General features: G+C 64.6%; 17 protein-coding genes and 1 pseudogene. 5 read left to right on the top strand and 13 right to left on the bottom strand.

Annotated elements, in window-relative coordinates; genetic code table 11:
* The first annotated feature begins 21 nt into the window (after positions 1 to 21).
* Entirely contained in the window at positions 22 to 363 is a 342-nt protein-coding gene (locus ACWPWO_RS11645; RefSeq protein ID WP_454006730.1) for a c-type cytochrome, read from the top strand.
* 14 nt (positions 364 to 377) lie between these two features.
* Entirely contained in the window at positions 378 to 746 is a 369-nt protein-coding gene (locus tag ACWPWO_RS11640) for a c-type cytochrome (RefSeq protein WP_394061054.1), read from the top strand.
* Positions 747 to 751: 5 nt separating this feature from the next.
* Here ACWPWO_RS11640 and ACWPWO_RS11635 read toward each other — a convergent pair whose 3' ends face one another.
* Complete coding sequence (locus ACWPWO_RS11635; RefSeq protein WP_394061052.1) at positions 752 to 1180, bottom strand: DUF1841 family protein; 429 nt, start codon at positions 1178 to 1180, stop codon at positions 752 to 754.
* Between the two features lie 275 nt (positions 1181 to 1455).
* On the opposite strand from ACWPWO_RS11635, the gene icd reads away from it, so the two are divergent.
* Complete coding sequence (icd, locus tag ACWPWO_RS11630; RefSeq protein ID WP_454006729.1) at positions 1456 to 2712, top strand: NADP-dependent isocitrate dehydrogenase; 1257 nt, start codon at positions 1456 to 1458, stop codon at positions 2710 to 2712.
* A gap of 106 nt (positions 2713 to 2818) precedes the next feature.
* On the opposite strand, the gene ACWPWO_RS11625 is transcribed toward icd, so the two are convergent.
* The 3 genes from ACWPWO_RS11625 to ACWPWO_RS11615 all read right to left on the bottom strand — a co-directional run bounded on the left by ACWPWO_RS11625 (position 2819) and on the right by ACWPWO_RS11615 (position 4056).
* Positions 2819 to 3136 (bottom strand): hypothetical protein, encoded by a 318-nt coding sequence (locus tag ACWPWO_RS11625; RefSeq protein ID WP_454006728.1) that lies wholly within the window; start codon positions 3134 to 3136, stop codon positions 2819 to 2821.
* Positions 3137 to 3387: 251 nt separating this feature from the next.
* Positions 3388 to 3600, bottom strand: a complete 213-nt coding sequence (locus ACWPWO_RS11620; protein WP_394061049.1) for a hypothetical protein — start codon at positions 3598 to 3600, stop codon at positions 3388 to 3390.
* A gap of 243 nt (positions 3601 to 3843) precedes the next feature.
* Positions 3844 to 4056: a hypothetical protein gene (locus ACWPWO_RS11615; RefSeq protein WP_454006727.1), complete on the bottom strand. Its 213-nt coding sequence runs from the start codon at positions 4054 to 4056 to the stop codon at positions 3844 to 3846.
* Between the two features lie 113 nt (positions 4057 to 4169).
* Between ACWPWO_RS11615 and ACWPWO_RS11610 the strand changes: the two genes are divergently transcribed.
* Complete coding sequence (locus tag ACWPWO_RS11610) at positions 4170 to 4310, top strand: hypothetical protein (protein ID WP_454006726.1); 141 nt, start codon at positions 4170 to 4172, stop codon at positions 4308 to 4310.
* Between the two features lie 158 nt (positions 4311 to 4468).
* Here the strand turns inward: ACWPWO_RS11610 and ACWPWO_RS11605 are convergent, their stop codons facing one another.
* The 9 genes and pseudogenes from ACWPWO_RS11605 to ACWPWO_RS11565 all read right to left on the bottom strand — a co-directional run bounded on the left by ACWPWO_RS11605 (position 4469) and on the right by ACWPWO_RS11565 (position 11695).
* Positions 4469 to 5173 carry an ABC transporter ATP-binding protein gene (locus ACWPWO_RS11605; protein ID WP_454006725.1) on the bottom strand — a complete coding sequence of 235 codons (705 nt, stop codon included), beginning with the start codon at positions 5171 to 5173 and terminating at the stop codon, positions 4469 to 4471.
* Positions 5166 to 5939: an ABC transporter ATP-binding protein gene (locus tag ACWPWO_RS11600; protein ID WP_454006724.1), complete on the bottom strand. Its 774-nt coding sequence runs from the start codon at positions 5937 to 5939 to the stop codon at positions 5166 to 5168. Before ACWPWO_RS11600 ends, ACWPWO_RS11605 begins: the two co-directional genes overlap by 8 nt.
* Complete coding sequence (locus ACWPWO_RS11595) at positions 5936 to 6889, bottom strand: branched-chain amino acid ABC transporter permease (RefSeq protein WP_454006723.1); 954 nt, start codon at positions 6887 to 6889, stop codon at positions 5936 to 5938. Before ACWPWO_RS11595 ends, ACWPWO_RS11600 begins: the two co-directional genes overlap by 4 nt.
* A complete protein-coding gene (locus ACWPWO_RS11590) occupies positions 6886 to 7767 on the bottom strand; it encodes a branched-chain amino acid ABC transporter permease (protein ID WP_454006722.1) in 882 nt (293 codons plus the stop codon). Before ACWPWO_RS11590 ends, ACWPWO_RS11595 begins: the two co-directional genes overlap by 4 nt.
* A gap of 55 nt (positions 7768 to 7822) precedes the next feature.
* The gene (locus ACWPWO_RS11585) at positions 7823 to 8974 is read right to left on the bottom strand and encodes an ABC transporter substrate-binding protein (RefSeq protein ID WP_454006721.1); all 1152 of its coding nucleotides are present in this window, start codon (positions 8972 to 8974) and stop codon (positions 7823 to 7825) included.
* A 36-nt stretch (positions 8975 to 9010) separates the two neighbouring features.
* Positions 9011 to 9424 (bottom strand): OsmC family protein, encoded by a 414-nt coding sequence (locus ACWPWO_RS11580; protein WP_454006720.1) that lies wholly within the window; start codon positions 9422 to 9424, stop codon positions 9011 to 9013.
* A gap of 11 nt (positions 9425 to 9435) precedes the next feature.
* The gene (locus ACWPWO_RS11575; RefSeq protein WP_454006719.1) at positions 9436 to 10152 is read right to left on the bottom strand and encodes an LLM class flavin-dependent oxidoreductase; all 717 of its coding nucleotides are present in this window, start codon (positions 10150 to 10152) and stop codon (positions 9436 to 9438) included.
* 50 nt (positions 10153 to 10202) lie between these two features.
* Positions 10203 to 10748 (bottom strand): annotated as a pseudogene (locus ACWPWO_RS11570) (LLM class flavin-dependent oxidoreductase); the annotation flags it as partial.
* A gap of 275 nt (positions 10749 to 11023) precedes the next feature.
* Positions 11024 to 11695, bottom strand: a complete 672-nt coding sequence (locus tag ACWPWO_RS11565) for an ArsR/SmtB family transcription factor (RefSeq protein ID WP_454006718.1) — start codon at positions 11693 to 11695, stop codon at positions 11024 to 11026.
* Between the two features lie 149 nt (positions 11696 to 11844).
* Here ACWPWO_RS11565 and ACWPWO_RS11560 point away from each other — a divergent pair, with 149 nt between their 5' ends.
* Positions 11845 to 12171, top strand: coding sequence for a tetratricopeptide repeat protein (locus ACWPWO_RS11560; RefSeq protein ID WP_454006717.1), 327 nt, complete (start codon positions 11845 to 11847; stop codon positions 12169 to 12171).
* Positions 12172 to 12203: the final 32 nt, after the last annotated feature.

The following is a 12203-nucleotide window of genomic DNA, read 5'->3' as shown; positions in this document are numbered from 1 at the left end:
ATAGCGATGATGAAGTTGCAAATGAAGCGGTATGTCTCTTCCATTCTTCTGGTCTCGTCCACCTGTCTGGGGCCCCTGGCGCTGGCGCAGGACGCTCCGGCCGCCAAGGCCGACCCTCAGGCGGCCCGCGACAAGGTCTCCATGTGCATAGGCTGTCACGGCCTGCCCGGCTACAAGGCCAGCTTCCCCGAGGTCTATCACGTGCCCATGATCGGCGGGCAGGGGGCGGCCTACATCCAGGCCGCGCTCAAGGAATACGCCAGCGGGGCCCGTACCTTCCCGACCATGCAGGCTATCGCGCAAAGCCTGTCGGAGCAGGACATGGCCGATATCGCGGCGTACTACGCCGGCACCAAACAATAAGAAGGGGTGCAAGCATGAAAAAAGCAGTACTGCTGATGGCGCTGGGGATGGCGACGTCCTGGGCGGGCGGCGCCCTGGCGGCCGACGATCTGAAAGCGGCGGGCGAAGCGGCCTGGAAGAAGTTCAATTGTGCGTCCTGCCATGGGGCCGACGCCAAGACGCCGCTGAATCCGGAATATCCGATACTGGCCGGGCAGCACGCGGACTATCTGCGCCAGTCCCTGATGGCCTACCAGCGCGGCCAGGCCGGCGCGCCGGCTACATCCAACATCCGCAAGAACGCCGTGATGGGCGCCATGGCGTCCACGCTCGCCCAGTCGGACATCGACAGCATCTCGGCCTGGCTGGCCAGCCTGCCGGGGCCCTTGTCCGTGCGGAAATAAAACCTTCAGTTGCGCGTGGCGTGCCGCAGGATCAGCTCGATGTAGCGTTCATTGTTCAGCGGCGCGCCCAGGCGCTGGGCCTCCCAGATCACTTCCCCCAATGCTTCCATGATGACGTGCGCGGCTTCGTGGCGGTCGTGCGTGGCCAGCAGCCTCTGGTAGGCGGCCTTGATGCCTGGCGGCTGATCGATGGACAGCTGTTCGTCTATGGCCAGATGCATGGACAGGTGCAGGAAGGGATTGGTGCGTCCCTGTTCCACAGAATAGTCCTGGGCCACGGCGTCGGGGTTGCGCAGGTCTTCGTGATATTCGGGGTGCTGCTGCATCAGGTCCACGGCCATGGTCTCCAGGGCGGTCAACAGATGGCCGCCCTGGTGCTTCTGCCAGGCTTCGATGAAGAATTGGCGAACCTGCTCGCGGGATGGATTGAACATGGTTTAGTCTTGAAATAAAAAGTCGGCCGGGCCGCAGGGGCGCATTGCGCCCGGGCATTTTACTATCGGGCCGCCATTTGCGCGGGCTGCGCACGTCGGCGCCTGGGGCGTGTAGAATCAATGATCCGCACGGAATGGAGAAATTCTTGGCAAACATCGAGTCTGCAGGCGCATGATTGCGCAGGAATAAGTTAAACTCTTATATAAGACTCCGGAAACGCCGACGCGTTCCGTGTTTAGCCATTTTCTATTATTGGAGCACAACTGGAGCATCCATGTCTTATCAGCACATCAAGATCCCCGCGTCGGGGCAGAAAATCACGGTCAACGCGGACTTTTCCCTGAACGTCCCCGATCAACCCATCATCCCCTACATCGAGGGTGACGGCACGGGTGTGGATATCTCGCCAGTCATGATCAAGGTGGTCGACGCCGCCGTGGCCAAGGCCTACGCCGGCAAGCGCAAGATCCAGTGGATGGAAGTCTACGCCGGCGAAAAATCCACCAAGGTCTACGGTTCGGACGTCTGGCTTCCTGAAGAAACCCTGGATGCCGTCAAGGACTACGTCGTCTCCATCAAGGGTCCCCTGACCACCCCCGTGGGCGGCGGCATCCGTTCCCTGAACGTGGCCCTGCGCCAGCAGCTGGACCTGTACGTCTGCCTGCGCCCCGTGCGTTATTTCAATGGCGTGCCATCGCCCGTGCGTGAACCCGAGAAGACCAATATGGTCATCTTCCGCGAGAACTCCGAGGACATCTACGCCGGCATCGAGTTCGCCGCTGAATCCGAAAACGCCAAGAAACTGATCGATTTCCTGCAGAACACCCTGGGCGTCAACAAGATCCGCTTCCCCGGCACGTCCGGCATCGGCGTCAAGCCCGTGTCGCGCGAAGGCACCGAGCGCCTGGTGCGCAAGGCCATCCAGTACGCCATCGACAACGACCGCTCTTCCGTGACCCTGGTCCACAAGGGCAACATCATGAAGTTCACCGAAGGCGGCTTCCGCGACTGGGGCTATGCCCTGGCCCAGAACGAATTCGGCGCCGAGCTGATCGACGGCGGTCCATGGTGCAAGTTCAAGAATCCCAAGACCGGTCGCGAGATCACCGTCAAGGATTCGATCGCCGACGCCTTCCTGCAGCAGATCCTGCTGCGTCCCGCTGAATACGACGTGATCGCCACGCTGAACCTGAACGGCGGCTTCATCTCCGACGCCCTGGCTGCCCAGGTCGGCGGCATCGGCATCGCTCCCGGCGCCAACCTGTCCGACTCCGTGGCCATGTTCGAAGCCACGCACGGCACGGCGCCCAAGTACGCCGGCAAGGACTACGTGAACCCCGGTTCGCTGATCCTGTCCGCCGAAATGATGCTGCGCCACATGGGTTGGACCGAAGCGGCCGACCTGATCATCTCCAGCATGGAAAAATCCATCACGTCCCGCAAGGTCACCTATGACTTTGCCCGCCTGATGGAAGGCGCCACCCAGGTGTCCTGCTCCGGCTTCGGCGAAGTCATGATCGAAAACATGTAATCGCTGCGGGCCTGCGGGCCCCTTCGATGCAGGCGAAACCGCCGGCCTTCATGGCCGGCGGTTTTTTTGTCCGCGGGGTAGGCGAATGAGTCGTCCACTTTTTTCCTCAATGCGGCATCGGGCCGGGGAAGGCTTTCTGAAGGCCGATTTGATCAGGCGTCACGCGCGAGAATCTGTCTTGGGTCCGGTAGCTGTGCAAGTCGCCGGACCACAGCTTGAATCCGAGGCAGGCCTGCCATTTGTCCAGTTGGTACAGCCAGTGGGTATGGCAGACCGAACAGCGATACAGGCTTTCGGTACCGTTTTCTCCGAAATCCTCCAGCCGGGTCAGGGGCTGCATATTCGCATGCCCCAGCGTGTGAGGTTTTGATAGCGGTAGTGTCTGGCACATGATGCACATGGTGCCGTGGTCAAACTTGGCCATATCTTTTCTCCTGGTAGTGGAGCTACAGTCGAAACGGCAGGGTCAGCCGCAGTTTCAGGCATGGATGCATGAGAGGATTCATGCCGATTCTTGAAACAAAATTCAGTCTATAGAAGTATGTTTGCCATTTATGTGCAAATGTATTTTGTGTAATCGACTGTCGCCTCAGGCTCAGGAAAGGCGAAGTATGAAAAGGCCGCCCACTAGGCGGCCCGGCGGCTGCAGAAGGAGCAGAAATAACAGGACAGGGTTCAGGCCCTGCCGGGTTCGTGCGGTGTGCGATGCGGCTGATTGCCGGGGCGCTGCCCTGGATTGCGGTTGGGGCCCGTGTCCGACGTCTTGTCCCTGTCCTCCTGCACCGGCCGCCTGCTGCCGGGAATGCGTTCAGGATCGGGCTCGGGGTTGGGCGTCTTGCCGGGCGGCGTCGTGTCGGGGGCCTTGGTTGGATCGATGACATATCTCATGGCAGTCTCCTGATGAGTGGATCCGGCGCCCAGCCGTTTTTTGCAGCGCGGACGGCCGCGTGCGCCTTAAGTGCCATCGTCACATGATCATCTTGCAAGGCTGTAAGCATTTTGCTCGTTTTTGCGGCGATTGTTTCCGTTGGCGTTCGACAATGCCAATGCCTCAGCATATCCCTGCAAAAAAAGAGCCGCTCGTAGAGCGGCTTAAACACGAGGGAGATGGGGCCAGGATGCGGGTGTGTTTCAGACGCGTCCGGGATCATTCGGATTTGGACGGGAAGGCTCGCCAGGCTCATGGCCGGGCAGGCGTTCGGGGTCCAGGTCTGGTTGCGGCTCGGGGTCCATATCCGGCAAGGGGTCTTCACCCGACATATTGCCCGGAAGGGGCTCGTGATTGGGAATGCCGTTGGACGGAAGGTCGCCTGGACGGGGGACGGGTTCGGTAAGACGGGTCATGGTGCTGTCTCCTGTGCTGGGGGCGCCGTTACCGTTTCTGCGGTAGGAACGCTGCTTCTTGGCACCTTGCACTTGCATCCTACATTTCCGGGACGGGCGCGATGTAAGCGCTTATGGCTGATCTGGAGCAAGCTTCCATAGGAGAAAACGCGGAACGCACGGATATTCTGTTGCGCTTTTCAGCAAGTAGTCCAATGCCGCATCAATTCAAATCCGGCATTGCATATGCAAACGCCGATTTGCAATCTGCCTGATACCCCTTTATGGCGTCTGCCGTGACGTCTACGGCTTGACTGAAGGCCTGCAGAGCAGGGCCGGACAGGTTTCGGCCGAGCTCCGTTCCTGTTGCCGGCAACCGGACATGGCAGGTGGTCAGGCTGGCGCGTCGGGCTTCATTCTCGAAGGCGCCGCCCTACACGCCCAGATAGGCCTGCTGGATGGCCGGGTCGGCGGCCAGTTCGGCGCTCGGCCCTTCGCGCACGATGCGGCCTTCGCTCAGGACGTAGGCGCGTTGGGAGACCCCCAAGGCCATGCGCGCGTTCTGTTCGGCCAGCAGGATGGCCAGGCCGTCGCGGCTGAGCCGGGCGATGGTGGCGAAGATCTCGGCCACGATCTTGGGCGCCAGCCCTAGCGAGGGTTCGTCCAGCAGCAGACAGCGCGGCCTGCCCATCAGCGCGCGGGCGATGGCCAGCATCTGCTGCTCGCCGCCCGAGAGCGTGCCGGCGGTCTGTTCCAGCCGCTGCTCCAGTTTGGGGAATACGTCCAGCACCCACTCCAGGTCCTGGCGCACGGCTTGCCGGTCGCGGCGGCTGTAGGCGCCCATCTGCAGATTCTCGCGCACGCTCAGCGGCGCAAAGACCTGTCGGCCTTCCGGCGACAGGGACAGGCCTTGCCGGATGCGCCTGTCGGCCGGCAGCGCGTCCAGCGTGCGCCCGTCCAGCGTGATCCGGCCCTCGCGCTGGCGCAGCAGCCCGGCCAGCGTGTTCATCAGCGTGGACTTGCCGGCGCCGTTGGGCCCCAGCAGGCAAACGATCTCCCCGGCCTGCAGGCGCAGGTCCACGCCGTGCAGGATGCGCGCCTGGCCTATCCAGGTCGAGACGGATTCGACTTCAAGCATGGTGGCCTTCTCCCAGATAGGCATCGAGCACGGCCGGGTCTTCGCGCACTTGCGCCGGGGCGCCGTCCGCGATGCGCCGGCCATTGTTCAGGACGGTGATGTGGTCGGACAGGCGCATGACCACGCGCACATTGTGTTCCACCAGCACGGTGGTGACCTTCTGGCTTTGCAGGAAGCGGATGGCCTGTTCAACGTGTTCGATGGCGCCGGCCGGAAGGCCCGCCAGGGGTTCGTCCAGCAGCACTAGGCTGGGCTCGGACGCCATGGCGCGCGCAATCTCCATCAGCTTGCCTTCGCCGTAGCTCAGCGCGCCGGCAGGCTGCCCGGCCTTGGCCTGCAGGCCGAGCTGCTCGAGCAGGTGCATGGCGCGCTCCCGGCCGTGGCGATTCTCCCGGCGCTGCCGGCGGGTGTTCAGCAGGGCGTCCCACAAGGTGCTGCGGGTGCGGGGGTGGCAGCCGACCATCACATTTTCCAGCACCGTCATGTCGGCGAACAACTGCAGGTTCTGGAAGCTGCGGGCCATGCCGGCCTGGATGCGCAGGTACGCGGGCAGGTGCTCGACGGGCCGGCCCTGGAACAGAATGCGGCCGCCCGATACGGGATTGACGCCGGTGATCAGGTTGAACAGGGTGGATTTGCCAGCGCCGTTCGGCCCGATCAGGGCGTGGATGGCGCCCGGCTGCACGGTCAGCGATACCTCGTCCACGGCCTTGAGGCCGCCGAAGTGGCGGCTGACTTTGTCCAGTTGCAGGATGGGCGTGCTCATGAGACTCTCCCGGACTTGCCGCCCAGTCGGCGCAGCAGGCCCGCCAGGCCGGCGGGCATGAAGCCCACGACCACGATCATGGCCGCACCCAGGATCAGCAGCTCCACGTCGTGGAAGCTGCGGATCAGCTCGGGCAGGGCGGTATAGAGCAGCGCGCCCAGGAAAGCGCCCCAATAGCTGCCGAAGCCGCCGATGGCCACCATGACCAGCAACAGGATGGAGGTGGAAAAGGAAAAGGAATCGGGCGACACGAACTGGTTCTGGTGCGCGAACAAGGCGCCGGCCAGACCGGCGATGGCGCTGGCCAGCACGAAGACGCCGATCTTGTAGCGCAGCACGGAAATGCCCATGCAGGCGGCGGCCACATCGCTGCTGCGTATGGCGCGCAAGGCGCGGCCGCTGCGGGATTGTTCCAGGAAGCACAGGCTCAGCATCACGGCGCCGGTCAGCAGCCAGCCCAGCCAGTAGAAGGAGGCGGCGTCGGCCAGCTCCCAGTCGCCCAGGCGGTAGGCGGGGATGCCGATCAGGCCGTTGGGTCCGCCGGTCCAGTCCACCAGCCCCACCAGCAGCACCGACACGATGGCATTGAAGCCCAGCGTGGCCATGGCCAGGTAGTGGCCGCTCAGGCGCAGCGTGGGCCAGCCTACCAGGGCGGCGCACAGCGCGCACAGCAGCATGGCGGCCGCGGTGCCCAGCCAGGGCGACAGACCCGCGTGCACGCCGAGCATGCCGCTGGCATAGGCGCCCAGGCCCCAGAAGGCGGCGTGCGCGAGCGAGGTCAGGCCGGTATAGCCCACCAGCAGGTTCAGGCTGGCGATCAGCAGCAGATGAATGAAGAAGGTCGAGCCCAGGCTCAGCACGTAGTCGTTGGGCGCCAGCCAGGGCCAGGCCAGCAGGAGCAGCCAGAGCGGGACGAGACGGCGCGCCGTGGGGTTCAGGCAGGCGTTCATAGCTTGTTGATCTCCGCCTTGCCCAGCAGGCCCTGCGGACGCAGCAGCAGCACCAGCAGCAGGACCAGGAAGGCGGCCGCGTCCTTGAACTGCGAGGTCACGTAACCGCTGACCAGCGCCTCCAGCAGGCCCAGCAGCAGGCCGCCCAGGGTGGCGCCCGGCAGGCTGCCCAGACCGCCCAGCATGGCGGCGCTGAAACCATTGAAGCCGAGCGTGGCGCCGCTGTCGTAGGACAGCAGGGTGAGCGGGGTGAGGATGGTGCCGGCCAGGCCGCCCACGGCGGCGGCGATGATGAAGGAGCCCAGCACGACGCGGCGGTGGCGTATGCCCACCAGGGCCGCGGCGGCCGGGTTGGCGGCCGCGGCGCGCATGGCGCAGCCCCAGCGCGTATGGGCGAAGAACACATGGGTCAGCGCCATCAGGGCCAGGGTGATGGCCAGGATCCACAGGGTCTGGCTGGCGATGGAAGCCCCGCTCAACTGCACGAACTCCCGGCCGGACAGGCCGGGATAGCCGACGGGGTTCTTGCCCAGGGTCAGCATCACCAGGCTCTTGGACAGCAAGGCGATGCCCACCGTCACCAGGGTCAGGGCGCAAGGCGCCTGGTTGACCAGCGGGCGGATCAGCAGGCGCTCGGTCAGCGCGCCGACCAGGGCCACGGCCAGTCCGGCCAGCAGGCAGGCCTGCCATACCGGCAGGTGCGCGTCATTGAAGCAGAAGGCGGCCAGCATGCCGCCCAGCATCACCCACTCGCCCTGCGCGAAGTTCAGCGCGCCCGTGCTTTTGAAGATGATGTTGAAACCCACGGCGATCAGGGCGTAGATGCTGCCATTGCCCAGTCCCGACAGGATGATCTGGAGAAAAGAGGAACTGTCCAAGGTCGATCTCGAAAGTGGAGCGCGGCGGCCCCGCGGGACCGCTGCGCGTCGGGCGCTACTGGTAGTCGTGCAGGCGGAACGCGCCGTCCTGCCACTTCAGCAGGACGATGTCGCTCTTGGACAGGCCCGAGTGGCGCTGCGCCGAGAAGTTGAAGGTGCCGCCCACGCCGTGGTAGCCCTGTATGGCCTCCAGCGCCGCGCGGGTCTTGTCCTTGTCGCCGCCGCTGCGCTCCAGGGCCTGGCGGGCCAGCTGGATGGCGTCATAGGTCTGGGCGACATACTGGTTGGGCTTGCGGCCGTAGCGGGCCTCGAACTTGCGGGTCAGCTCGGCGATGACTTCTTTCTGGGTGTCGCTGTCGGGCAGGTCGGCGCCCACCGGAAACTTGACGGACACCAGCAGCACGTTGCCGGCGGCATCGCCCGCCAGTTCCATGTACTTCTGCGACACGAAGCCGTAGCTGTGGATCAGCGTGCGGTCGGTCAGCCCCAGCTGGGTGGCCTGCTTGTTGAAGATCACCCCGGCCGGGGTCACGGTCCAGCACAGCACGGCTTGCGCATCGCTGTTCTTGATGCGGGTCAGCTGCGGGGTCAGATCGGTGTCGGTGGGCGCGAAGGCCTCGAAGCGGGCGTCCAGGCCCAGGCCCGGAGCCATCTTCTTCAGTTCCTCCGCGGCGGCCTGTCCGAAGCCGCTGGTGTCGTGCAGCAGCGCCACGCGGGTGATGCCTTGCTTGCGGAAGTAGTCGGCCAGGCGCTCGAAGACCTGGCGGTCGTCCACCGTGCTCTTGAAGGCCCAGGGGCGCTGTTCAGCCGGGTCCACGATGGCCAGCGAACCTTCCGTGGAAATGAAGGGCGTCTTTGCCTGGGCGCTCAGGGGGACCATGGCCAGCGCGATGCCGCTCATGTTGCCGCCGCCCACGATGATGTCCACCTTGTCCTGCGAGAGCAGGCGGCGGGTGGCGGCCAGGGCCTTGGCCGTCTGGCTTTCGGCGTCGTAGAAGACCCATTTGACGGGCTCGCCGGCTATGCCGCCGGCGGCGTTGATTTCCTTGACGGCGATTTCCATGCCGGCTTTCATATCCTCGCCCAGAAAGGCGGCGGGCCCGGTCGTGGACAGGATGGTGCCTATGGTCAGGGCCATGGCTTGCTGGGTGGCCAGGCCCAGGGATGCGGCGGCCAGCAGGCCGGCGGCCCGGTGTTTCAGTTTCATGATGGGTGCGTGCTTTGCAAGAGTTGTTTCAGGGGGTCAGCGGGTGCTGAAGACGCGCACGCTGACCGGGGCGCCCCGGGACAGCGAGCCGTAGATGGGACAGACGGCCTGGAAGCGGGCCACCAGGTCCTGCGCCTGCTCCTGGCTGACGCCCTGGAAGTGATAGTCCAGCGTGATGTAGCGGTAGTGGCCGGGCTGCTCCTCGTCGTTCTCGCAGTCGGCTTCGATGCGCAGGGCGTAGTCGTTCAGCCCCTGCTGGCGTGCTTCGTCGTCGATGACGGCGTGCGAGCAGGTCTGCAGGGCGCCCAGCAGCAGCTCGGCCGCCTGCCAGGCCTGGGCCTGGCCGCCGCGGCCCGCCGATGCGTCCACGACCAGGTGCTGGTCGCGGGCCTGCAGCAGGAATCGTCCTGCCTGGCCGCTCAGGCGGCTGTCCACGTGATTCTTGGCCATGTCGGCTCCTTTCAGATGCGAGCGGGGCGTTCCAGCCCAAGATGCTCGCGCAGGGTGTCGCCGGTGTAGTCGCGACGGAACAATTCGCGGTCCTGCAGGCGGGGCACGACCAGGCGTACGAAGCTTTCCAGTCCGCCGGGCAGGTAGGGCACCTGGATCATGAAGCCATCGCAGGCGCCGGCCTCGAACCAGTGCTGCAGGCTGTCGGCCACTTTGTCGGCCGAGCCCACGAAGTCGCGCAAGGGACCGATGCCGTAGCGGTGGCCCAGCTCGCGCAGGCCGATGCCGCTGCGGCGGGTGAGCTCGGCCACTTCCTTGTAGTGGCCCTGCACGCCGGGCACGTCCAGGTCCGGCAGGACTTCGTCCTGGGGAAACTGGGACAGGTCGATGTCCAGGTGATAGGACAGCGTGGACAGGCCGGACTCCGGATCGGTCAGGTCGCTGAGCAGCTTTTCCTGTTCCAGGGCGATGGCCTCCGTCTCGCCGACGATGGGCACGATGCCCGGCAAGATGCGCAGGCTGTCGGACGAGCGCCCGAAACGGGCGGCGCGCTCTTTCATTTCCGTATAGAAGGCCTGGGCGGATTCCAGCGAGGAATGAGTCACGAAAATGACGTCGGCCCAGCGCGCCGCGAAGTCCTTGCCGCGGCCCGAGGCGCCGGCCTGATGAAGACCGGCCGTCCTTGGGGAGGACGGCTGACGTTCAGCGGACCTTGCACGTTGAACCATTTGCCCTGGTGGTCGATGGCGCGCACGCGGGCCGGGTCGGCGAACTGGGGCGTGGCGGCATCCAGGCGCAGGGCCTCGTCATCCCAGCTATCCCACAATTTGCAGGCCACTTCCACGAACTCCTCGGCGCGGTCGTAGCGCTCGTCGCGGCTCAACTGGTCGGTCAGCCCGAAGTTGGCGGCCTCGGCCTGCTGGAAGGAGGTAACGATGTTCCAGGCGGCGCGCCCGGCGCTCAGGTGATCCAGCGTGGCCAGCGAACGCGCCACGGCGTAGGGGCTGAAGTAGGAGGTGGAGATCGTGCTGGCCAGGCCCAGGTGGCGGGTGGCGCCGGCGATCAGCGACAGTACGATCATGGGGTCCAGGCGCAAGGCGCCCAGCGCGCCCAGTTGCAGTTGGCTGTCCATCCGGCCCTGGTAGCGGCGCGGGATGGCCAGGATGTCGGCCAGGAACAGCATGTCGAAGCGCCCTTGCTCCAGCAATTGGCCCAGGCGGGTGTAATAGGAGGCGGACAGCAGTTGCGTGTCGGCAGCCGGGTGGCGCCAGCCGCCGTGGCAGCCCGATACCGGGCCGGCAACGACGAAGGCGGCCAGATGCATGGCGCGATCACGGGAAGAATGGATAGTCATGAAGCGGCGTTCTTGCTTTTGTTGCGAAGGATTCCTGGGAAGCGGCGGCCGTTGGGACGGCGCTGGAGCGGTTGCCTTCAGGGCGCGAGCGAAGCGCCTGGGACGCGTTCTTCGTCGAAGCGGTCATGAGCCCGTCGTCGCGCAATGCTCGCCCTGAAGCTTCGGGGCATGTTAGCAATTGGGGGCTAATTGTTTGGATATAAAATAGTTATATGCTTAAAACCCGACTTTCAATTTATTGTTTTTCAAGGGTTTTCTGAAATGATGCTGGGCATGTCCACGCGCAGTCCGGCCGCTTGCCATTGCGGAAATCCGCCTTCCAGGCGACAGGCGTCCCAGCCTTCGGCGCACAACAGCTGGACGGCGCGGGCCGACAGGGGAGAGGCCGGCCCGCGACAGTAGACCACCAAGCGGCGGCAACGCGGCAGCTCGGGCAACCGCCGGATCAGCTCATCCTCGGGAATGTTGATGGCGCCGGGCACGTGTCCCAGGGCATACTCGTCTTGCGGGCGGACGTCCAGCAGGAAGGGGCGGTCCCGCTGCGGGGTGCGCAGGAATTCTTCCAGATGCATGCCGGGGCAGGAGGGCGCGCCGGAGGATTGATAGAGGCCGTGCTCCGTCGAGTTCGCATAATGCTGCAGCGCAGCCAGCAAGATCAGGACCGGCCCATCGCCCAGCCGATACACTTTGTGCTTGCCATTGCGGCGCGCCTGCACGAAGCCCATGCGCCGCAGGGCTTGTAGATGCTGGGAGGCGGCCGCGGTGGATTGGCCTGTCAGGGCTGCCAGACGTTCGACATGCCGTTCGCCCTGCGCCAGGTGCTCCAGCAGCGCCAGGCGTAAAGGATGCCCCAGGGTCCGGGCGACTTCGGCCAGACCTGCATGATGTTCTGAGGAAGGTCGAATTGGGGTGTCCATGCTGAAAATTTATCATTTGCCGTTTCAAGCGACAATATACGCATGGACCTTGCGCTTCTTGTAACAATGGACGGGTTTCTTCTACGATGAAAGTTGGCCGTGTGTTCGATGCGCCGGCCTGGGCACGACGATTTTTTTGGAGCGGAACGATGCGCGAAGGACTGGAAAAACTGCTGGCGGCCGGCAAGGACAGCGCCCTGCTCCGGCTGGGGCTGGGCAATGCCTGCCTGGCTGACGGAGATCTGGCGGCGGCCGAGGCGCATCTGCGCTGCGCCGTCCAGATGGATGGACATTACACCGCTGCCTGGAAGCAACTGGGGCGGGTTCTGCTGGACAGCGGTCAGCTGGCGCAGGCCAGGAGCGTACTGGAGCATGGACTGGAGATCGCCCGCCAGCACGGCGACAAGCAGGCCGAAAAGGAAATGCAGGTGTTCCTGAAGCGCGCCCTGAAAGGGCTGCCGCCTGGCGACAACTAATTTAGGCTTAAATAAAGAGGCGGCTCTTGTTT

The sequence above is a fragment of the Alcaligenes sp. Marseille-Q7550 genome (genome assembly GCF_965112015.1).
Note: the sequence above shows the minus strand (reverse complement) of the source record. Positions and strands in the feature narration are given on the sequence as shown.